This is a genomic window from Tumebacillus lipolyticus (assembly GCF_042682745.1).
Classification (GTDB): domain Bacteria; phylum Bacillota; class Bacilli; order Tumebacillales; family Tumebacillaceae; genus Tumebacillus_A; species Tumebacillus_A lipolyticus.
This window is the reverse complement of sequence record NZ_JBHUIO010000012.1, coordinates 24,302-46,309: the sequence shown is the minus strand read 5'-3', so window position 1 is coordinate 46,309 and position 22,008 is coordinate 24,302. Positions and strand designations below refer to the sequence as shown.

General features: G+C 48.7%; 20 protein-coding genes and 1 tRNA gene. 18 read left to right on the top strand and 3 right to left on the bottom strand.

The genetic code is table 11. The annotated features are described in order from the left end of the window. The first annotated feature begins 76 nt into the window (after nt 1-76). From ACFSOY_RS19615 to ACFSOY_RS19595, 5 genes are all read left to right on the top strand, one after another. Nucleotides 77-151 (top strand) — tRNA-Val (locus ACFSOY_RS19615). A gap of 187 nt (nt 152-338) precedes the next feature. Continuing rightward, nucleotides 339-842, top strand: coding sequence for a GNAT family N-acetyltransferase (locus ACFSOY_RS19610; protein ID WP_386049563.1), 504 nt, complete (start codon nt 339-341; stop codon nt 840-842). Between the two features lie 211 nt (nt 843-1,053). Further along, nucleotides 1,054-1,617 (top strand): GNAT family N-acetyltransferase, encoded by a 564-nt coding sequence (locus ACFSOY_RS19605; RefSeq protein WP_386049561.1) that lies wholly within the window; start codon nt 1,054-1,056, stop codon nt 1,615-1,617. 85 nt (nt 1,618-1,702) lie between these two features. Beyond that, on the top strand, nt 1,703-1,846 hold the full coding sequence (locus ACFSOY_RS19600) for a hypothetical protein (RefSeq protein ID WP_386049560.1): 144 nt from the start codon (nt 1,703-1,705) through the stop codon (nt 1,844-1,846). Between the two features lie 115 nt (nt 1,847-1,961). Next, nucleotides 1,962-2,669: an NUDIX hydrolase gene (locus ACFSOY_RS19595; protein ID WP_386049559.1), complete on the top strand. Its 708-nt coding sequence runs from the start codon at nt 1,962-1,964 to the stop codon at nt 2,667-2,669. A gap of 53 nt (nt 2,670-2,722) precedes the next feature. Here ACFSOY_RS19595 and ACFSOY_RS19590 read toward each other — a convergent pair whose 3' ends face one another. Further along, nucleotides 2,723-3,550: an MBL fold metallo-hydrolase gene (locus ACFSOY_RS19590; RefSeq protein WP_386049558.1), complete on the bottom strand. Its 828-nt coding sequence runs from the start codon at nt 3,548-3,550 to the stop codon at nt 2,723-2,725. 87 nt (nt 3,551-3,637) lie between these two features. Here ACFSOY_RS19590 and ACFSOY_RS19585 point away from each other — a divergent pair, with 87 nt between their 5' ends. The 4 genes from ACFSOY_RS19585 to ACFSOY_RS19570 all read left to right on the top strand — a co-directional run bounded on the left by ACFSOY_RS19585 (nt 3,638) and on the right by ACFSOY_RS19570 (nt 8,984). After that, the gene (locus ACFSOY_RS19585; protein ID WP_386049557.1) at nt 3,638-4,198 is read left to right on the top strand and encodes a cob(I)yrinic acid a,c-diamide adenosyltransferase; all 561 of its coding nucleotides are present in this window, start codon (nt 3,638-3,640) and stop codon (nt 4,196-4,198) included. A 14-nt stretch (nt 4,199-4,212) separates the two neighbouring features. Then, nucleotides 4,213-4,986: a TIGR01457 family HAD-type hydrolase gene (locus tag ACFSOY_RS19580; RefSeq protein WP_386049562.1), complete on the top strand. Its 774-nt coding sequence runs from the start codon at nt 4,213-4,215 to the stop codon at nt 4,984-4,986. A gap of 339 nt (nt 4,987-5,325) precedes the next feature. Beyond that, the gene (nrdR, locus tag ACFSOY_RS19575) at nt 5,326-5,796 is read left to right on the top strand and encodes a transcriptional regulator NrdR (protein WP_386049556.1); all 471 of its coding nucleotides are present in this window, start codon (nt 5,326-5,328) and stop codon (nt 5,794-5,796) included. Continuing rightward, entirely contained in the window at nt 5,793-8,984 is a 3,192-nt protein-coding gene (locus ACFSOY_RS19570) for an adenosylcobalamin-dependent ribonucleoside-diphosphate reductase (RefSeq protein ID WP_386049555.1), read from the top strand. Before nrdR ends, ACFSOY_RS19570 begins: the two co-directional genes overlap by 4 nt. 505 nt (nt 8,985-9,489) lie before the next feature. On the opposite strand, the gene ACFSOY_RS19565 is transcribed toward ACFSOY_RS19570, so the two are convergent. Further along, the gene (locus tag ACFSOY_RS19565) at nt 9,490-9,864 is read right to left on the bottom strand and encodes a VOC family protein (protein WP_386049554.1); all 375 of its coding nucleotides are present in this window, start codon (nt 9,862-9,864) and stop codon (nt 9,490-9,492) included. A 173-nt stretch (nt 9,865-10,037) separates the two neighbouring features. On the opposite strand from ACFSOY_RS19565, the gene ACFSOY_RS19560 reads away from it, so the two are divergent. From ACFSOY_RS19560 to ACFSOY_RS19520, 9 genes are all read left to right on the top strand, one after another. After that, a complete protein-coding gene (locus tag ACFSOY_RS19560) occupies nt 10,038-10,247 on the top strand; it encodes a DUF3885 domain-containing protein (RefSeq protein WP_386049553.1) in 210 nt (69 codons plus the stop codon). A 251-nt stretch (nt 10,248-10,498) separates the two neighbouring features. Continuing rightward, on the top strand, nt 10,499-10,891 hold the full coding sequence (locus ACFSOY_RS19555; protein WP_386049552.1) for a hypothetical protein: 393 nt from the start codon (nt 10,499-10,501) through the stop codon (nt 10,889-10,891). 511 nt (nt 10,892-11,402) lie between these two features. Next, entirely contained in the window at nt 11,403-11,888 is a 486-nt protein-coding gene (locus ACFSOY_RS19550) for a hypothetical protein (protein WP_386049551.1), read from the top strand. A 1,339-nt stretch (nt 11,889-13,227) separates the two neighbouring features. Further along, complete coding sequence (locus ACFSOY_RS19545; RefSeq protein WP_386049550.1) at nt 13,228-13,593, top strand: RHS repeat domain-containing protein; 366 nt, start codon at nt 13,228-13,230, stop codon at nt 13,591-13,593. A gap of 44 nt (nt 13,594-13,637) precedes the next feature. Next, nucleotides 13,638-19,262: a polymorphic toxin-type HINT domain-containing protein gene (locus ACFSOY_RS19540; protein WP_386049549.1), complete on the top strand. Its 5,625-nt coding sequence runs from the start codon at nt 13,638-13,640 to the stop codon at nt 19,260-19,262. A gap of 1 nt (nt 19,263) precedes the next feature. Continuing rightward, nucleotides 19,264-19,818 (top strand): hypothetical protein, encoded by a 555-nt coding sequence (locus ACFSOY_RS19535; RefSeq protein ID WP_386049548.1) that lies wholly within the window; start codon nt 19,264-19,266, stop codon nt 19,816-19,818. Between the two features lie 194 nt (nt 19,819-20,012). Continuing rightward, nucleotides 20,013-20,303, top strand: coding sequence for a hypothetical protein (locus ACFSOY_RS19530; RefSeq protein WP_386049547.1), 291 nt, complete (start codon nt 20,013-20,015; stop codon nt 20,301-20,303). 120 nt (nt 20,304-20,423) lie between these two features. Further along, nucleotides 20,424-20,855: a recombinase family protein gene (locus tag ACFSOY_RS19525; protein ID WP_386049546.1), complete on the top strand. Its 432-nt coding sequence runs from the start codon at nt 20,424-20,426 to the stop codon at nt 20,853-20,855. An 82-nt stretch (nt 20,856-20,937) separates the two neighbouring features. Beyond that, the gene (locus ACFSOY_RS19520) at nt 20,938-21,177 is read left to right on the top strand and encodes a hypothetical protein (protein ID WP_386049545.1); all 240 of its coding nucleotides are present in this window, start codon (nt 20,938-20,940) and stop codon (nt 21,175-21,177) included. 189 nt (nt 21,178-21,366) lie between these two features. Here the strand turns inward: ACFSOY_RS19520 and ACFSOY_RS19515 are convergent, their stop codons facing one another. Beyond that, nucleotides 21,367-22,008, bottom strand: a complete 642-nt coding sequence (locus ACFSOY_RS19515) for an SdpI family protein (RefSeq protein ID WP_386049544.1) — start codon at nt 22,006-22,008, stop codon at nt 21,367-21,369.

Sequence of the window (22,008 nt, the reverse complement as noted above, 5' to 3'; positions counted from 1 at the left end):
AATCGGTCGAGGGCTTATCCTAAGTTCTTTTTCTTCGACTCACATTCGCATCCGGTTTTCAGGGAACATTCCCTATGGAATCGTAGCTCAGAGGGAGAGCACCACCTTGACACGGTGGGGGTCGGAGGTTCGATTCCTCTCGATTCCACCATATTGAAGTCCTATCGACTTCCGCAAAATGCGTTCTTTTTCGAAAAACGAAGAAGAGCGCATTTTTTTGTTGTTGCTTAAATTGGTGCACTTTTGCCTCAAATCGACAATCGGTGCTATGCTAAATGAAGCAGTGAGTACGATAAGACAGCAAAACGATAAGACAAGGTGGGAACTTGATGATCGGCATGGAAATAGAAGAGTTGAAATCGACAGACGAGCACCTTGAGGAACTTTCCGACCTGTTGATTCAAGTGGTGGAAGAGGGGGCTTCGATCGGCTTTTTACCCCCGGTGGAACGTGCGGAGGCGATCTGCTATTGGCGTCATGCTGTACAGTCCGACGTGATGCTATTTGTCGCGAAAATAGACGGTCAGATCGCGGGGAGCATACAGCTACAGCTGTGCAGCAAGCAAAACGGCAACCATCGAGCCGAGATCGCCAAATTGATGACCGATCCTGCCTATCGACGCAAGGGCGTCGGACGTGCGCTTATGCAGCGAGCAGAAGCAAGGGCAAAGCAAGAGGGACGAACGCTGATCGTTCTTGACACCAGAGAGAGCGATCCTTCGAATGATCTCTATCGGTCGATCGGCTACCAACAAGCGGGGAGGATTCCTGGCTATGCGAAATCGTCGTCGGGCGATCTCCAGGCGACGGTGATCTACTATAAAAATCTCCTTGAAGTCTAAGCTTGAACATCTGGATCGTCGAGATCATGACTTCAACCTTTCACAGCAGAGTCGGAAGCCCTGATCCTTACGATCGCGCGACGCCCAAGCCATTCTTTAGATGAAGTCGAAGAAGGGCTTGGCACCGTTTATGGCAGACAGCACATCGCTTTTCCTTTTGCGACAGACGATCATATGATAGAAGATCATTTGCAGAAGGAGGCCGGGGCACATGCAGAAAAAAGGCAGAAAGAGCAGGGAGCGAGCGAAACAGTCAGCGAAAACCACGATGAAAACGATCGCAACGCCGACCGTGAAAGTCAAGGTGAAAGCCGCTCCACCGCTTCGCTACCGACCGCGCGAAGAGCGTGATAACGCTTTTATTTGCCGTGTCACACTGCTCACGATGAAGCGCGTGTTTGAGGAGTCGACCCATTCTCCGTTGAATGAAGAGGTCGTCATGCAGCTGGTCAACAAGTGCGACCATGTGATCATCATCGAGCAGGGCGGCAAACCGATCGGCTACTATTGTTATGAGAAACTAGATTCGGATCGGATCTACTGGGGCTCGTTGATCATCGTGCCAGCCAAGCAGAACGTAGGGATCGGCAAACAGGTTTTCGAGCACTTTGTTGCGAACGCGAAGCGGCAAGGTGTGCGTCTGATCGAAGGCCACGTGCAGATCAAAAACGAAAAGGCGTACCGCTATTGGTTGAACAAAGGTTTTCAGGTCATCGGAGCGCCAGTCGGCGGGTCTGTGCACATTCGATTGCCGCTCGATGAGCGAAAGCAGTAGTTGATCGAAAAATGGTAGGATACGCTATTGTTCTTTTCCTGACCATCCGATAAAATCGTCTATAGGTATAAGGGGGTGGCTTCACATGGCAAACTTCGGGAACCCGAACCCGGTTACGGACAACAACGCTAAGCAACGCGGGCTGATGGACGTTCTTCTCGCTCCGCTGTTCGTCGTCGGCGTCGGCATCGGTCTGATCGCGATCTTCAAGCTTACGATTGGTCACTAAGATAAAATCCCTAGCGGCATGTTGGCATTGAATCTGTCAATCGACCCTAGGGATTTTTGCTTTTAATAGAGTAGACGGTGTAGAATGGGAAGAGTGAGAAGGAGTGTGAAAATCCGTGCAAGAGCAAGAAGTGATCGTACAGGCAGCGACGACAATTTTGGTCCGTGGAAAAGCGCAAGGTGGCTTGGAAACGTATTTGACCAAGAGACCGGACACGATGCGTTTTTTGCCGGGTTTTTATGTGTTTCCAGGTGGCACGATGGATAAAAGCGATCAGGATGCGCGCTTTGCAGCACGTTGTGCTCCGATTCCACTGGAACAAAATCCGACAGGGCTCTCCCTTGATTATTTTATCACCGCGCTCCGTGAGACATTTGAAGAGGTGGGGATACTGCTCGCCCGCGACAGCAGCGGACGTTTGCTCACCACGGAGCAATGTCAAGAACAGCGGAGCCGATTGCTGAACAAAGAGGTGTCTTTTTACGATATCTTAGAGCAGGAAGATCTCCAGTTGGCGACCGACCTCCTGCGCTACTTCGGTCACCGTCTCACCCCGCGCCGTCTTTCGAAGCGGCGGTTTGAGACGCGCTTCTTCCTGCTGGTCTTACCAGAGGGACTAGAGCCGATCCCGCACGCGGGAGAGATCGCAGCAGCCGGATGGGAAGATGCAACTGCGGCGCTCGCCACATGGAGCAACGGGGAATACCAGATGGTGCCGCCTACGGTGAAAGCTTTGGAGACGCTCAGCCGTTATCAAAATCCAGACAGCCTGTGGAAATCGAGCGATGGAGTCGGCACGCCGACCGCACAGGAGTTAGAATAGGGAATCGAATCGATGTCAAAAAGGAACCGTGCAGATGCACGGTTCCTTTTTGATCAGATGGCTAGGTAGCGGTCGCCGTCCAGCTGTTTGACGCGCCCGTCGCCGACCAGTTTGAGCAGGTGACCCTGAATCGTCCGCTCAGCGACCCAGATCACGCTTGGATGCACCGTGTTTTGATAAACGGCGACAACCAGCTCGTCGACCGTCATCCGCTGATGCTGCACCAACTTGTAGATCTGCTCCTCGCGCTCCAGTCGCCTGCCGATGAAAAAGTCGATCTTTTCTTGTACATTGGCGATCATCTCGCCATGTCCGGGGGCGATCATGCTTGCCGAATATGTTTTGAGCCGGCGCAGCGTATGCAAGTAGGCGCGCAAGTCTCCATCTGGGGGACCGATCCAAGTCGTCCCTTCGCCGACGATATTGTCTGCGGTAAACAGCACCCCATCTGCTGGGAGCCAGAAGTTTAAGCAGCCGTGCGTGTGCCCCGGCGCATGAAGGACATGCAGCTCCAAACTGCCGACAGAGACCACATTGCCGTCGAGCAGCGTGTGATCGACCTTGAGCGGCGCAATCTCCTGCTCAAGAAAGGAGATTTCGGCAGGATGCGCATACACGGGGCAGTCGAAATGGGTGCGGAAAAACTTACTCCCAGGCGAATGGTCGCGATGATAATGCGTGATTAAAATCGCCTCGATTTTGGGCGAACCGATCTGCTCTATATAGTCGACCACCGCTTGATGCGCCACCTCATGCTCGTAGCCCGCATCGATCAAAACGGCAGAGTTCCCATCCCGAACCACGTAGACGTTGGTCGTGGTCGCTGGGTAGAGGGTAGGTGTCGTCACTGGCAAGCGATGGACATGTTCGGTCACTTTCATAAAAGCAGCCCCCCTTTTTCATCCCATTATATCGAAACGGCGCGCTTTTCGTATATGATAAAGGAAGATGGAAGGAGAGTGGCAACGATGAAAATCTATACACGTTCTGGCGATAAAGGGGAGACCAGCCTCATCTACGGACACCGCATCCCGAAAGATTCGATTCGGGTGGAGACGTATGGCACGATCGACGAGGCCAATTCGATGATCGGGCTTGGCTTGTCCTATCTGCGCGCAGAAAAATTTGCGACCGAAGATCTGATCGAGCAACTGCTGATCATTCAACGCGAGCTGTTCGACCTGGGCCGCGATTTGGCGACGCCCGTCGAGAAGGTGCAGGAGAAAGGCTACCATGTCAACGCAGACCAGGTTACGCGCCTCGAAGCGTTTATCGACTCCTATGATGGGCAAGTCCCGCCACTGACGAAATTCATCCTGCCAGGCGGTCATACAGCGGCTGCTGCGCTGCAATCGGCGCGCACGATCACCCGTCGTGCGGAGCGGATCGCAGTGTCGCTGGCGAAGGAAGAGCAGGTCAACCCGGAGATCCAGCGCTACCTGAACAGGCTGTCCGACTATCTGTTCATCGCAGGTCGCGCGATCAACCATCGCGCAGGCGTTCAGGAACCGGAGGTCGATTTTTCTTGACCGACACGAGCTGGCTGAAGCGGACGGAAGCTTTTTTACTCGATTTGGATGGCACGCTGTACAGGGGAACTGAGGTGATCCCAGATGCTCCAGACTTTCTGCGCTGGCTCATCGAAACAGATCGAAAATATCTGTTTGTCACCAACAACTCCTCACGCCGTCCCGAGCAGGTGGCCGAACATCTGCGCAGATTTGGCATTCCCGCTGAGGCGGAACACGTGTTGACGCCCAGCATGGTGGCAGCACAATACATCAAAGAGCAAGGCGCGGGAAACAGGGTATATGTCATCGGCGAGGAAGGTCTGCGGAGCGCATTGATCGAAGCGGGCTGCGAGATCACCGATGAGCAGCCCGATTATGTCGTCCAAGGGATCGACCGCCAGTTCACTTATGAAAAATTGATGACAGCGTCGCTCCGCATCCAAAGCGGAGCGATCTACCTGGCGACCAACGTGGACAAAGCGCTGCCGACCGAGAAGGGGCTGATGCCAGGGGCGGGCTCGCTATTGGCCGCTGTGGCGACCGCGTCAGGTTGTCAGCCGATCGTCATGGGCAAGCCAGAAGCGCGAATGATCGACCATGCGCTGGAGATGCTCGGCGTGCCCAAAGAGCGGGCGATCGTCGTCGGCGACAACCTGGAGACGGACATCCTCGCAGGGGTCAACGCGGGCGTTCGAACCGCGCTCGTCCTCTCCGGTTTCTCTAAGCGAGATCATGTGGCAGAGACGGATGGAAAACCGACGATCATCGTGGATTCGCTCAGCGACCTGATCCGGTTGGTCGAGTAGCTTATTTGTAAAAACCGCTTCTTTTCCAGAAGCGGTTTTTTTATTTCGGCTTAGGTCTTTTTTCCTGATTTCGTACAAAGCGCATCTTTCTTATTTCGGGAAAGTGAGGATTGATGCGGGCTCCTCTCCGTCAAACGACTGTACGAACCGTTTGGCACGAGAAACGCCTGTCTAGGCGGTTCTGATGACAATATCTCCAAATTACCACGCGCACAGTCATTATTTCGCATCGTTTGCCTGTCTTGACCAACGCAAAATATAGTGGATATAATGACCATTGTGCACATTGAAGACACTATATATGGTGTCTTGATCGGTTCGAAGGGAGTTGGCTTCACCATGAGATGTCCCTATTGCTTCCATGATAGCACGAGGGTGATCGAATCACGCTCGACAGAAGAGGTGGTACGACGGCGCCGCGAATGTGACAGTTCGGATTGTCAGCGCCGATTTACGACCTATGAAAAAGTGGAGATGGCACCGCTCTTGGTGGTGAAGAAGGACGGGAAGCGGGAAGAGTTCTCGCGGGAGAAACTTCTGCGCGGCATCATTCGCGCGTGTGAAAAACGACCGATCACAGTGGAAGAGATTGAAACGCTCGTCGATGCGGTCGAGCGGGAGGTTCGCCGGGATTATGAAAAAGAGGTTCCGGCCGATATCATCGGCGAGAAGTCGATGGACAAGCTCCGCACGCTCGATGGAGTCGCATATGTGCGATTTGCCAGCGTCTATCGTCAGTTCAAAGATGTGGAAACGTTTGCACAAGAAGTGCTCGGTCTTTTGAATCAGGATAAGGGGGAACGGCAATGACGGCAGAGATCAAAGGTAGCATACTTCCGTTTAACGAAGAGGATTATTTGGCACCGACAGGCGAGCGCATCGTATCGGATCGCTACTTGCTCAAAGACACCAAGAAAGAAACCCTTGCCATTGGCTCACTGGTCGTAGCGGTGGTGGACAAGAAGCGCGCTTATCACGAGCTTGCGCGCGTGATCGAAGTGCAGGAGGCGAACAAGCAGGTCAAAGTGGAACTGCGCGACGGCTTCCAAGTAGAGCTTCCGATCGACCAGGTGGATGTCCTGCAAGAGACCACCCCGCGTCAGATGTGGCAGCGCATCGCGCGTGGAGCTGCAGAGGTGACCAACGATCCTACCCTCTGGGAGCAGCGCTTCTACAGCCTGCAATCCGGTTGGAAGTATGTGCCGGGCGGGCGGATCAACGCTTCGCTGGGTACGGGGGTGCAGACGACCTCCTACAACTGCTTTGTCATCCCGAACGTCGGTCCGACCCCGCGCGATTACGCCAACTCGTTTGGCCAAACCCTGGAGATTCAAGCGCGTTCTGGCGGCGTCGGCATGAACCTGTCGCAGATTCCGCCACAAGGAGCGCTCACGCCTGTGCGCGATGTGCGGAAATCGGATCTGCAACTGGTGCTCGATGTATGGCATGCTGACCTGCTCGACTTCTTGGAAGAGCCATATCCGAACTCCTCAAAAGTGGTTCGCGTATCCCGCGAGTTTTTGCGCGCGGTGGAAGAGGATGCGGACTGGACCTTCTCCTTCCCCGACACGAGCGTAGAAGGATATGATGAGAGCTGGAATGGCAACCTGGACGAATGGCGCGAGCGAGGACATAAGATCGTTGAAGGTGAGACGATCAAAGCTGGAACACTTTATGAGAAAATTCTGGAAAAATCGGTCATCGTCGTACAAGATGTGATCGGGATGACCTTGGTGCCCGGAGATCGCCGCGGTACGATCGCTGGGACGCTCGCTGACATGTGGGAAGCGATGGGGCGCGGCAAGCGCGTATCGGTCATCCTCTCCTCCTTGCGCCCGCGCTACAGCTATGTGCGCGGCGTGAACGGACGATCCTCTGGCGCTTACTCTTGGGGGAACCTGTTCGACAAAGGGAACTACGTGTTCGCACAGGGGTTTGGCCCGGTCGGCGTGGGCGAGATCATGAGCGTCGGTTGCCAACTGACTTTGCAAGGTGGTTCCAGACGCGGTGCGCTGATGCTGATCCTCAACGACCGCCATGCGGACATCCGCAAATTTATCACCTGCAAGCAGGTGGACGGCGTGATCACCGGCGCCAACCTTTCGGTCGGCGTCTCCGAAGAATTTATGGCGGCGAAAGCGAACGGCGAGACCTGGCGAGTGGGCTACCCGCATCTTGATCGGATGCTCGATTTCGATGGCGATTTCCACGCGTGGGAAGCAAAAGGACATGAGATCAACGTCGGCGAGGAGATGCGCGCAGAAGAGCTGTGGGATCAGATGATGGAATCGGCGTGGAAATCTGCAGAGCCGGGCGTTGTGTTCCTCGGCCGCTACAACCAGATGTCCAACTCGAACTATTTCAACCCGATCATCGCAACCAATCCTTGCGGCGAGCAAGGTCTGCCAGCGTACGGGATCTGCAACCTCGGCGCGGTCGTGCTCTCGCGCTTCGCTGTCGGATTTGATGATGCGGAGGAGAAAGTCGAGTTTCAAAATCCGATGCTGGAAGCGCAGATTCGCGATGAGCTGAACAAGCACTTCGCGCAGGAGCAGACCGAGTTCTTGCTCCATCACATCAAATGGGAAGAGCTGGAGATCGCGATCCGCACCGGACTGCGCTTCCAAGATGCGGTGATCGACGCGACCTACTACCCGTTTGAAGAAAACCGCAACAACCAGCTGGGAGAGCGCCGCGTCGGGCTTGGCATCATGGGCCTGCACGACCTGATGATCTTCAGCGGCATCACCTACGGATCGGAAGAGTCGACCAAGTTTATCGACGTGCTGCTCGGCATGGTCGCCGAATGGTGCTACTTGGAATCGGTGGAGCTGGCGAAAGAAAACGGTCCGTTCCCGATGTTCGATGCGGATCTGTACCTCGCGTCCGGCTATATGCAGCAGTTGGCGAAAGAGAAGCCGCACGTGACAGATGCGATCCGCAAGCATGGCGTGCGCAACGTGACGACGATGACGATCGCACCGACCGGGACGACCGGCACGATGGTCGGTTGTGCAACCGGATGTGAGCCTTATTATGCGTGGTCTTACTATCGAAACTCCCGCCTCGGCATGTTCGAAGAGAATGCGAAGATCGTCGATGATTATTACAGCGCGCACGAGGGCCGCGAAGAGCTGCCATCCTATTTTGTCACGGCGATGGATCTGAGCCCAGAGGATCATGTTCGCGTGCAGGCCGCACTGCAAAAGTGGATCGACTCGTCGATCTCCAAGACGTGCAATGCGCCGAACTCCTACACGGTGGAGGACACGAAAAAGCTGTACGACCTCGCCTATGAACTCGGCTGCAAAGGCGTGACCATCTACCGTGACGGTTCTCGCTCGGAGCAGGTGCTCTCGCTGAAAGAGGATGCAGAGGAGTCGAATGATGCGGCAGCGGAAGCGAAGGAAGAGCTGATTCCGGAGGAGCTGCTGGCAAGAGCATCCCAAGTCTACAAGCGCAAACCGCGCCCCGATGTGCTGTACGGAGCGACCTATAAAAAGGACACTCCGCTCGGCTCTGCCTACATCACGATCAACGATGATCCGGACAACGGGTTGGCGCGTGAAGTGTTTGTCAACATCGGCAAAGCGGGCTCCGATGTCTATGCGTCCAATGTGGCGTTGGGTCGCGCGATCACGCTGTATCTGGCCGATTCGCAAAACCCGAACAAAGAGGCAGAGCTGGTCAAAACGTTCTCCGGTATCGGCGGCTCCAGCTCGGTTGGCTTCGGTGAGCGCCGCATCACATCGGTTCCCGATGCGATCGCCAAATCGCTGATCGAGCACTCGGAAGCGTTCCCGCTCCGCCATCTCGACACCTTGGTGGCAGGACATGAGGTCGCTTGCGGCCACGAGGGTCATGGTAACAACGGCACTCGCAAATCGCTGCGTGAGTTTAACGTAGGCAAAGACTACTGCCCGCAGTGCCACCAGCATACCCTGGTGCGTCAAGGCGGCTGCAACGAGTGTGAAGCTTGCGGGTTTAGCAAGTGTTAGGTTGGTAGAGGAAAGAAGCGATCAAACTGTTGAAGCAAGGCAGTATGAATCGTTTAGGGCATATGCGTAGGCATATGCCCTTTTTATATTTTGAGGAATAGGGTTGTTAGATTGAAGAGCGGCCATTCATGACTTGAACTTTGTAGCTCAGATCCGATTGTTTGGTTAAATAGAAGGGATTGGCATACCGAATGTGTAATAGGGCTTTTCGAAGTATATCAATGCCGATTGATACGTTTGTTGACGAGTATGAAGAGAAGTGCTTTGTGAGTTCGAGAGCGGAGCGAGGGCGTCGATCGTTTCAGAATATTTTTGACGTCTGATTTGACAAATGAGTTGATGGAGAAATTGTAGCCATGCGCTCCTATTCGATAAGCAAATTCATTGCAAAATAAAAAATCCTCCGTTCAAAAGATGCAGAACGAGAGGAGAAAATTTGCTTTCCCTAAACGACCAAGTGCATGGTACGTGCCCAGTGATCTTTTCAGTTAAGTGGGTTCGGAAATTATTTCTCCGCGACTGCGAAGTAATTTCCTTCGCTATCAGCAAAGTTAAACACCTTTCGAGGGCCCATCGTTATGATCTCGCCGACCGTAATGTTCTGTTTCGATAACTTACTGTGCAGTTCCTCGATATTTTCCGAGAAAAACAGCAGAGAAGGCGTGCCGAGGTTTAATTCAGGTTGCATTTTGGAGATGATCTCCTTGTTGTGGAGAACAATGCTCGTTTCTGCGTCTTTGGTGGGAGCGATTTCGAACCACTTCATACCATGACCGTTATCTTCTTCAGAAATTAAAACAAATCCTACCTTTTCAGTCCAAAAATTCACAGCTTCTTCTTGGTTACTTACGTATAACATAATCTGACCGACTTTATACATCGTTCAACTCACTCCTTTTCGTTAATCACATTCGCCTTCAGGATAACAATTCCTTCTTACTAGCAGTTACTTTGATCATACCCTTTCTTGAGGAGAATATCCCGATTTCCTTCTAAGAACACCCTATAGAGGCAATTAAAGTTGGATTCACGGTATTAGGCCCTAGCGATGTCGTGGTTGAGATCAATGAGGAATTGTACTGTGGCTTTGTTGGCGACATCTTTTTGATCAATGAAACGAATAAAACAATATTCCGTCTTTATGACGATCGCGGTTTGGATATTGTAGCTGAAAATACAGAGGTATTAAAGACGGTGTATGCTCAGTATAATCATTGGATATTGGATTATGATCGTGACAGAATCGATGAGATATTTTCTTAGACTGCCTTGTGTACCCGACTTCCTCCAAAGCCTTACTCAATCTCTCGACGGTGTGGAATTACCCATCGGTATCGTTTTAGCCAGCGAATTCCTCATCATCCAGGGAACGGATGAGATCTATTAGAACAACGTTGACTACCAAGTCATTGAATCAACCTATAATCGTCCGTTTTGGTGAATGGTAAGGGGGATATGTAAAAGACTTGATGGCCGCTGACTTTCCAGTTCAAGATGAAAGGGGAAATCGAACAATGGATCATGACAACTCTGTAATTTGTACCTCAAACCAAGAGCTGACTGTAAATCATTTATACACAATTGAGGACTATCTCACTTTGAATATCCAAGTCAGATCAGGTGATTTTGCAGGGAGCTCAAACTTTTGTATTTCAAAAGAAAATGCGATATTAATAAGTCGTTCATTATCGGATATGCATAAAAAACTAATGGGGAGTTGTGCAATCGAAGACTATGATTCTGATGCACATCTTCAGATTGAAGTAAATAGCTTTGGACGGGTACTTGTCTATGGACAAATTGGTGGAAGTCATGAAGATCACTATATGAAGTTCAAGTTTATTTCTGACCAAGCAGCTTTAGAATTATTGAGAAGGCTATTCTTGTCGTATATAAAATATTACTAAGGTTAATCTGTGGTTGAGACCGGAAGTCCTATAAGGCCTTTTTCTAGTCCCTATCTAGCGTGACAAAAAGTATCAGTCGAAATCATCAAAATGTTGGAAGAGGAACGATCTCGTGCAACTCATGAAGAGATTGCGATCATCGGGATTTCCGCCAACATGCCACAGTAGAACTTCCATACGTACTTTGTTTCCAATCTTGGAATTTGGACGCATATTAGCTGTAAGTTTACACCAAATGATAAAGGTTACTATGGGACTGCTGGTCAAGGAGGAAGTCACACTAGAAACCTTACTGGTGGAAATACAACTGCTAAGAGTTTCTTTAATGAAAAAATGTGAGAGCTACTAAAATTGAGCAAAAAGGAAATGCAACAATAGCTCATATGCCGGATGGTCAAAGAATAGTTTATAGAAGTACTTCATCATCCGATGGTACTCCGGTTGTCGAGGTTCATGGTAAGGGAGCAATAAAAGAACAAAAAATACATTTTATTGATTAGGTGTGGTGAATGTGGTTCAGATAACTAAAGTGAGTCTCTCTGAAAGCTCCAAAAATTGGCTTAGGAAATTGAAAGGTAAGGTGGTTAGAGGAATTTCAATTACTACCGCAGGTTTACCTGATAAACAACATGAATCTGCACATAATATGGGATTCCTACTTTGGGTCAGTTTGGACGAAGAGAACTATGCTATTTATAGTAACCTTACAGATTCGGGGAAAGGGATTAGTTTCCCTGAACTAGTTGTATCAAGTGGAGACCAATATCCGAATAATGATGGGTATTTGAAGGACAAAGAAGGTATTCAAGATGCACTTGCTTACGCATGGAGTTCAACCAAAGTAGTATCTATTAAAATTGTTCGGGATAAGGTGGCTCTTTCTATTGATGGTGATTTCCATGAATTGGAGGTTGATATCGGTTTAAAGCTAAGGTTTGAGGAAGATGAATTGTTAATAATGGCTAGAAATTCTTCATTGGGCTTAATGGAATTTTGACAGGGTCAATCTCAAGATTGGAGTATTGAGGAAAGAAATTATCAGCAAGCCTACATCTATGAAACAAGCGAGTTAAGCAGAATTGAAAGGATTGAAAGAGAGTTATAGCGGTACATGCAGACCTTGAGGGCAATCCTCAAGGTCTTTTTTTACCCTCCCCAGTGCCGAATGAATTGGGCGGCTTCGTCCAAAAGAACTTAACCCGTATCAGTATAATATTCCTCTAATATGCCTATACGCACATGAAGTGCTTGAATTTTATCACCTGAATAACGCTTTAGCGATACTCGCCGCTCCTCAGCAAATCCCCTCCCTTTCTCCCTTCAAAGTAGCCACCAAACACGGAAAAAACAAACAGACGCCCGTACCCACACGGACGTCTGTTCAAACATTTGTTAACCTTCATACTCTATCTTTCAAACCCAAGTGACCCACACAACACCCTCACCGCACCGAATCCAACTGCTTTTAGAAATAATACGAGCTTCCCAAGATCACTAGTGTGCTGCCGATGATCGGGGTGAGCAGCGAATACAGCTGCCACGAGGAGGTAGAAAGTGCGTATTGACTCTTCAACCCCCAATACGTGCATTGCGCCGAACTCTTACACGGTGGGGATACATGTATGACCTCGCCCATGTTCTCGAAGGGGATGACTATTTGCCTCGGTAGTTCTCGCTCTGCGCAAGTGCTCCCGCGGAAACAGGACGTAGAGGTGTTGAATGATATGGCAGTGAAAGAGATGAAAAGCTAGTTCCGGAGGAGCTGCAGGAAAACGCACCCAACGTCTACGAGTGCAAACGGCGCCCTATTGTACGTGGCAAATTATAAAAGGACACTCTGCTCGGTGCTGTCTATATGACGACCAACGAAACTATCGTTAAAATTTTTTTAATGAAAACACAATTCGATGCAGAGTTGCAACACTATTTACATATGTATTTACCATCATTCATATTTAATGTACAATCCTGATTATATGTGGGTTCTAGAAATCTTGGGAGGAGTTATTTTGCATACAAGATTAATGATTTAATGGTTGTGACTTATAACATTGAAAATCATTTGATCAAATTGGTTTTTTGGAAAATATTAAAAACATACAAGAAGAGGTGATGGAGAAGAAACATCTCGAGTAATAGTATGCAATTCAAGGTTGAAAACCAACGAATGAACCCTAGCTGCTACACATCGAAAGAAACTTCATAGAAACCACATAGGCAACAAATAGGCTCAACAGAAAACAATCGTCCGACTCAGATTCTAAAAGTGTACGATTATCCCAACAGCTTTAGAGCTGGATGGGAAGCCAATTCAAATTTTTAGGAGCGTACAACTCATGAGCAATGGAAGAGTAAAAAAGGTGTCGATCGCAACAGCCATCATGTCGATCGTCTTCACGACGTCTGTGATTGTTTATGCGGAACTTCCCTTAGATATTAACACAGAAAGACAGGATCAAGGTGGCGAGCTCCCATCGACGGAGACGATTGATGAGCAAGAAGCTACGAATGAGAATCCCATCACCGACGAACCGTTGAACGAGGCACCGGCCGAGACGCCGACCGAAACCTCGAAAGATTACCAATATGTATACGATGAAAACAATCGTCTTACTCAGGTTCTCAAAAACGGTACAGTATTGCGAACCTTAACCTACGATGCGAATGGGAATTTGGTAAGCGTAACATCTAATCAACAATAATCTTTGGACTTGCAGTCAACTTTGAATGTAGGAGTGTACAACATATGATGAAGGGCAGATTTAAAAAGCTGTCGATCGTAACGCTCATTCTATCGCTAGCCTTCACTGTATCAGCGCCAGTATATTCAGTAAAGAGTGAAAAGCGCGAGAAAACAGAAAGCAAAATCTCCAATCTTGCCAAAGAGTTTCGGGTGTCGGAAAAGTTTGTTCAAGATGAGCTGAAGAGCGGTTATTCTACAGAGGACATCGGCCACGCTTTGAAACTTTCGAAGTGGACCAAAAAATCTTACAAAGAAATTCTGAAAGACATCAAACCACAGCAGGCAAATAAATCGAAAGAAGCAAAAAGCAAAATCGTTGTTGAACAAGGCCTCCAGTTATCTGATTCGAAAGTGGCGGTACCGACCGCGTTGGCGAGTGAGCCTGACACGACGCCGCCACCAAACTTGGGTGCGTCAATCAGTGAAGCACCTTACAAGGTTGCTATGGGCGATGACAACATTTCGACCCTTTCCGGAGCTCTGTCACTAAATGCGTCAGACATGCTGTTAGTTGGACGAAATGGCCTCGATTTTTCCTTAGATCGAACTTATTCCAGCCAGTCGGCTCAATTGTTCGATATGTCGACCTACTCCACGACTACGACTTATTATGATTACCAAGTAGCATTTGATGTTAAATATCAAAAACAGGCTCAAGGGTACAACGTCACCTGGGTGGAAACGGTTGACTACCAAGAAGATAAAAATGGGGATTATGTCCCAGATTTAAAAGGGGGAATTGTGATCTCCTCCAGCAACAAAACTGGCTCTGCTGTCTATTACACCAATTCCGAATTGAACGCCGCCATGACAGCGCAGAAGAGCAAAGTATCTTACGGACCCTGGAATACGAGCGGCGGCCTTCCCTACTGGCGCTATGTTTATGAAGTAAGCCCGTATTGGGTTTCCAGCACACCAGCATCTTCGACAAAGGCGGTTGGAAGTGCAAGCTATAACACGGTGGTTTCTTCAGCATTTTCAACGCTGAGCGAGGCGAATTCTTATAAATCGAGCATCATCAGCAAAAACGGAAGTGTCATTGACTCCACTTCCTGGTACAGCGACTCAACCTATGTGAGCGTTCGAGATGTGCTTTACTATAGCGACTCCTCCCCAGACATCATTCAAACACCGAGCGGATCGTCTACGCGCTATTACAACGAGACGGTTAAGTCTTACAATGAAACGTTGTACCCGATCGGTACAGGCTGGTCGTGGAAGATCCCGTCTGTCGAATTGAAAGGTGGGAAGAAGTACGTTCATCTGGGAGAGGGCGGCACTTATGAAGTATCAGGATCCTCACTCAAAGGATATCCGTGGAAAAATCTTTCCTTTGCTACTGATACATCCACTGTTGTCAACGGTGTGACCTCCGCCTCTGTTCTTAAGTCTGAAGAGTCGGGCAAGAAGCTATTTTTTGACTCGACGGGTCGATTGATCAAAATAACAGACACATACGGGAACTATGTGCAGTTTCTCTACACTACTCATGCAACCTATGGAAAAGTGTTGTCCCGAATTGAAAATTCGGTGGGGAATGCAATCACGATCACCTATTCACCGCAAGAAGTTCGTCTGACGCAAGGCGATCGAACCGTAGTGTACAACAAACAGGTCTCTTCCGCTGCTAGCAACAAAGAACTGCTGACTTCGGTCACAGATGCGGCGGGGCGGCGCACTACGTATGACTACTCGATCAAAGCTGCAAAATTCAATTTAGTGGGGAGTACACCGAACACGAGCAATCCTTATGCGCTCGTCTCTGCTGTGACCCACCCGACCGGAGCGAAGACGGTTTACCAATATGAACCGAACGTAACAAAACGATACCTCGGTTCATCTGCGGTCAATGAAACGTATCGACTCGCTTCGATGTCTGATCAATTGGTATACAGCAATGGAACGGTTGAAGATAAAAACCAAAAAACGATCACCTACATCGGAGATATGGGCAGCTCCTATTCGACCGATATGAATTTTTCCGTATCGATCGAAAAAGATGGGGTTTTGACCAAATACGATCACAAGAAAGACTATGTCGATTCGACTCTGGGTTCTTTTTACTACAACATCAAAACCACACAGAGTGTAAACGATGAACAACGTGTGGTCACGAAAACGTATGACGAGACGCGAAGACTGCCAGTACCAAATCAAGTCAGCACGCACTATGTAAAAGCTGGTACAGCGTCGGAAACTACGACCACTTCCCAAACGTTCGATGAGTATGGAAATGTGCTCACGGCAACCGATCCGAACGGCATCACCAACACGTTCGTGTACGATTCAGTAACACATCTTTTGAAAAGCGTCTCAGAGCCGTTCACGTCAACCAAGACGAAAAAGACAGAGTTCACATACAACGCGCAGCGAAGCCCGGCACAGGTTCAAATGAAAGAAAACGATCAGCTGCTCAGACAAACGAACTACGAATACGACAGTTATGGGAATGTGATCTCTTCTCGGGAAAAGGGCAACAACGGTGATCTACTTCAACAATTTGAATATGGTGCGCAGTACAAAAACGCTTTTCCGACAAAACTGACAGTTCAATCAAACGATATTGACGGAAATCTTCAAACAAGCACCCAATTGTTTGAGTACGATCTCTCCCTTGGACAGATGACCAAGCGAACGGATGGTAATGGAAACAGCACCGCCTACCAATACGACAAGTTAGGGCGGATGATCCATCAGAACAACCCTGATTCATCGTACCGATCGGTTCACTATCTCGATTCTCAAAATGAGATCGAAGTCATCGATGAGCTTGGATTGAAGAGACACACGAAATTCAACCAATTAGGCTGGCAGACTCACACCGGAGTGACGCTCGGCGGCGTTTATCAGACGAAGTTCCAATATGGGTATGACAACTCAGGCCAACCGATTTGGGAAGAAGATGCGCGGGGAAACCGTACGGCAACGAAGTACGACAAGTGGTCACGAGCGATCGAAATCACAAAGGCAGATCTGACCAAAGCAACTGTGTATTACAACGACATCCAACGTACAATCGAGACCACCGATGCAGATGGCGCTACGAAACGAGAGACCTATGATAAGCTGGGACGTATTGTTCAAAATGAGACAATCGATCCGGTAAACGGAAATCAAATGCAACAAAAGTTGGGTTACGACCTTGTTGGCAATACAATCTATGAAGAGGATGGAATGGGGAACCGCATCGGCTATACGTATAACGCGGCTCAAGAATTGACCAGCGTCACCGACCAAGACGGTTTGGTCACGTCGTACACGTTCGATCTGTTGGGCAATCAGACGAAAGTTTTGTATCCCGATGGCAAGTCTTCAACAAAAACGTATGACGTGTTAGGACGAACCATCCAAAAAGTCGATCCATTAGGACAAGTTGAAAAGTTTTACTATGATGCCGTTGGTAACTTGGTCAAAACGATTGACCGAAAAGGCCAAACGATTATCAATACCTACAGCAGTCGGGGCTTTTTGAAGAGCAAATCCACACCAAATGATTCGGTCACCTATGAGTATGATCTCGCAGGGAAGCGTACCAAGATGATCGATGCGCTCGGTGAATCTGTCTATGCGTACAACGAGCTTGGATATTTGGAGTCTGTTCAGTATCCAGATGGTAGGTCGATCGCATATGAATATGATTTAGCTGGCAATCGAGGGATGATAACAGATCCATTTGGCCGTGAGATATTCTACTATAGTGATAGGAACAATCAGATTCAAACCGTTTCGCTTGGAAGAGATAAAGCAATACCGGAGGCGGAATATACGTACAATGCTGTCGCACAGGTAAAAACAGAATTGCTCCTCAACGGTGTCGCATTGAACAAAACGTACGATGCGAATAAGCGACTCCTGACTCTTACTCAGAAAGACCCAGCTGGTTCTGACATAAACACGTTTGCTTTCGAATATGATGCGGCCGGCAACCAAACGCAGAAGGTGGAAAACGGAGCATTTTTTAACTTCACCTATGACAAACAGCGTCGTATCAAGACCTCAAGCCAGTTCCTAGAAACGTATGACTATGATCTGAGAGGGAATCGCAAGTCCGTGGGCAGTTCCAGTCCTCGAGATCCGGCCATCGTTGGGGACTTTGAATATGACGAGTGGAATCGTCTAATTCACGTTACAACTCCTGAAGGTAATGAGGTAGGCTATCGATATAACGGTGACGGTCTCTTATACGAAAGAACAGCAGATGGTGTTACCACTCGCTACTATTATGATGGTGAGGAGATCATCGCAGAAGCTGAAGTGACGAATGGCGTTGCAACATTGAAAGTTCGTTATCTTCGTGGCAATGGGCTTGTATCGCTGGAAACGGCGGATGGGCAGAAAGGCTACTATCTTCATAACGGGCATGGAGATGTCACAGAAATTCGTGATGAAAACGGAGCACTGCTCAACAAATATTCCTATGATATTTGGGGTAACGTGCTTACCACACAGGAGCAGGTGCATAATTCCTTCCGTTACGCTGGTGAACTGCAAGATCCGACCACATCTCTGATCTATCTTCGTGCTCGTTGGTATGACCCGAGTCAAGGTCGATTTTTGAATGAGGATACGTATGAGGGGCAGACGAACAACCCGCTCAGTCTTAATCTCTATACGTATGTGCAGAATAACCCGCTCAGTTTTGTGGATCCGAGTGGACATAGTTTGATGGATGTTTACATTTATGAACAAACCGGATTCCATAGATATGGAAGTGATGCAGAGTATTTTATAAAGAATATTTGGGATATCGCTGTTTATAAAACGACAGGAGCAGAAAGTGTATTTAATCTCCTGTATTCCAGAGACCCCAAAGTAATTGCAGATTCAATCATGGGATTAGCGATATCGTTTGTACCGTATGGAGCGATAGGGAAAGTTGCTAAAATTGGAAGTAAGATTGATAAGTCAGGGAGAGTAACGAAGTTAGTTCAAAAGGCATGGAGATGTAATTGCTTTGTAGGAGGAACGAGCGTTTTAACAGACGAAGGGGAGAAGGATATTGAAGACATTGAGGTCGGAGATAAGGTTCTCTCGAAGGATGAAGTGACTGGCGAGGTAGCGTATAAAGAGGTTACGGCGACATATAACCATGAAACGGATGAAATATACAGCATCCACGTGGGCGGTCAGACGATTGAGTCGACCTTCAATCATCCATTCTTTGTTAAGGATAAAGGATGGACGTTCGTTAAAAACCTCAAGGTTGGAGACTTGCTTGTTCAGAGCGATGGGAATACACTCAAGATTGAGAGCATCGAACTGGAACAAAAGCACGTCACGGTCTACAACATGACGGTTGATGAGTTCCATACCTATTTCGTTAGTGACCTTGGGATTTGGGTTCATAATACAAATCCATGTTGGGGTAAGATGAGTGCAGGTGATCTAAAGAAGCTGGCACAAGCTGACCAAAAGGATATTAAGGCAATAAAAGGGAATGCAAATGATGCTTTGGGTTTCTTTAAGGCGCAAGTCAGCAGCTACTCAGAAGTTTCACCAGGGGTTTTTGTCGGAAAAGATGCTAATGGGGTTACGTTTACCTATCGAGCGTCTTCCAAATCAGGTCCTCCGACAATCGATGTAAACGGAATTAGTGGAGTTCGGAAAATTAAGTTTTTGGAGGGCTGATATGAAAAAAGTTTCTGGAGATGTAGTCGTAAAAACCCTTGAAGATAATTTTCTAAAGGTATTCAAGAACAAAGATCCTTTTGACAACTGCTTTACTGATAATATTCAAGCGAAGTTACTTTTATTTCCTACTGATGGGTATTATCTGCAACATGAGCACTTTAATGTTCTTTGCCAAGCAATCAGCCAGTTTGGGGAAGAAGACTTCTATTTATCAGAAATTGAAGGTGACTGTTTTTCCGAATCCTCAACGGGTGGATCATACGAACATGGTCACTGGGAGGGTACGAGTTCTTCTACCTTCGAGGATTATACAGACATCCCTGTTGTATTAGAAAACGCAATTTATTCAACGTGCGGCAGTTGGGGAGTAATGATTTCTCACGAAGGACATGCCGTTTTGGGCGGCAGTACAGAACTGATAGAGTTAGTTCGGAGTTTGTACCCCCAGTATGTGACATGCGAACAAAGATTTATCGAGTACTGGGAGTATAATCAAAGAGAGTATAGTTCAAAAATTGACTGGATGACCGCTTTTCTAAAACAATTTTCATAATGAAGTCAGACCTCAAGGATAGCCCCCTTGAGGTCTGATTGTTTCATCCGATGAGTTGCGGTGAAAGCTCGATCAAACGTCCCTCTCAGTTGCTTATGAAAATATATCCATTGCTATTGTACCGAACGACTTGCAACCCTCGCCAAGCCAAGGTAACATCAACAAAACTTTTGCTGGGGGGGGGGGGGTTGTTGATGCCTGCTGTACTTGAGAAAAAATCGTTGTCTACAAGCGGTTCCGCTGTCGCAAGCGCTCGTCCGTTAGCCGGGCTTGAATTGGACGATACGCAAGAGCAGATGCTCTTGTCCATTGCAAGAGAACATTGCAAACTTGTCCTTGAGCATGGAAAAGCGAATGCAAGTGTGCAGCGGCGGCAGCAAATCCGCGAAGAAATTCAGAGTCTACGTTCGATGCGCGATGATCTTTTCGCAGAATGGCGCAGGGATGCCAAAAATGAATTGCGGCTGGTAAGCTTGAGCCAGTAGTGGGCTGGAGCTTTTTATTTGACGGGATGTGGCGGCATCCATGCTGTGAGTGGGGTTTATGTTTAATTGTCGGTCACAAGCGGATCGTACCGATCATTACTCGCGGAAGGTGATGTTTGCATGATCATGAACCACCTGCCATCGTATAGGATGGCGCTGTATGTGCAAGAGGACAGGCACGGTGAAGAACAAGTCGATTCGCTCTTGACGCAGCTTCAGATGCTGCGGACAGAAGCAAAATGCCGGGGTATCATTGCTGGTGTATACGTCGACACCTGTGCAGTCACATCTTCATATCGTGATCGTCCAGGTTTGAGTATGCTCCTTGCAGACATGCGCCGCGAGAGATTTGACGCCATCCTCGTTACTGAAATATGGCGACTCTTTCGCAACGCTGAGGTCGGATATGAAATGGGCGAGTTAATCACGTCGGCAGGGAAGTTTCTGATCTCACTGGATGGATTGGTCGATACGATGAACGGATATTCGGCTTTATTGGATCATTATAAGTGGGTTCACTTCCAGCGGTTTATATCCAAGTCTCAGCAATAATCGGAATCGGGCACTAAACAGACGATGCCGACGTTTTTCTCGCAAGCCCGGTCAGCCTAATGAAACCAAGGAGGGATGCTTGATGAAGCACAGAAAAGAGCGATTTATATATGTCGGGGTCGATTTGCACAAGCGGACGCATACAGCCGTTGTGATCAACTGCTGGAACGAGAAGCTTGCGGTCATCCCATTCGAGAACAAGCCCGCCGCCTTTCCTGCGATGGTGGAGCAAGTCGTCTGCCATGTCGGCGGTCCAAAAGAACTTAACCCGTATCAGTATAATATTCCTCTAATATGCCTATACGCACATGAAAATGCTTGAATTTTATCACCTGAATAACGCTTTAGCGATACTCACCGCTCCTCAGCAAATCCCCTCCCTCTCTCCCTTCACAGCAGCCACCAAACACCGAAAAAACAAACAGACGCCCGTATCCACACGGACGTCTGGTCAAACATCTGTTCACCTTCATACTCTATCTTTCAAACCCAAGAGACCCACACAACACCCTCACCGCACCGAATCCAACTGCTTATAGAAATAATACGAGCTTCCCAAGATCACCAGCGTGCTGCCGATGATCAGGGTGAGCAGCGAGTACAGCTGCCACGAAGAAGGGAGCAGCAGAGACAACAAGAGCAGCAGACCTGTGACGACAAACACACGGCCGGAGAACAGGTGCGTTTTCCGCCACACCTCTTCATTCGCCAGCGTCCACGGGGTTCTGATGCCGACAAAATAGTTGTGTTGAACCCGCGGCATAAAGTTCCCGATCACCAAGAAAATCGCGCCGACGATCACCGGGGCCAGCTTTGACATATCAAATCCGAACCCGAGCCACTCGGAGATGATCAGGCAGTGAATGCCGAGCAGAATCACCATCACCAGCGTATTGATCAGCACGAGCACCTTTTGATTGCGCGGCTGGCTGGCTCGATTCGGATCGATCTTCGGGAGGAAGAGGAGCAGCAGATAGATGAGCAGCATGATGCCTGGCATGATCCAGAGAATGGTGTTCTTGTTCGAATAGCCGTCGATCTCTCCATCCGGCCCCCAGTGAGAGGGCACGATGTCTGGCAACTGCGGATAGGCCCAAAGACCAATTCCAAATGTGGCCAAAATGATCAACAGCGGAAGGAAGTGTTTCTTCAT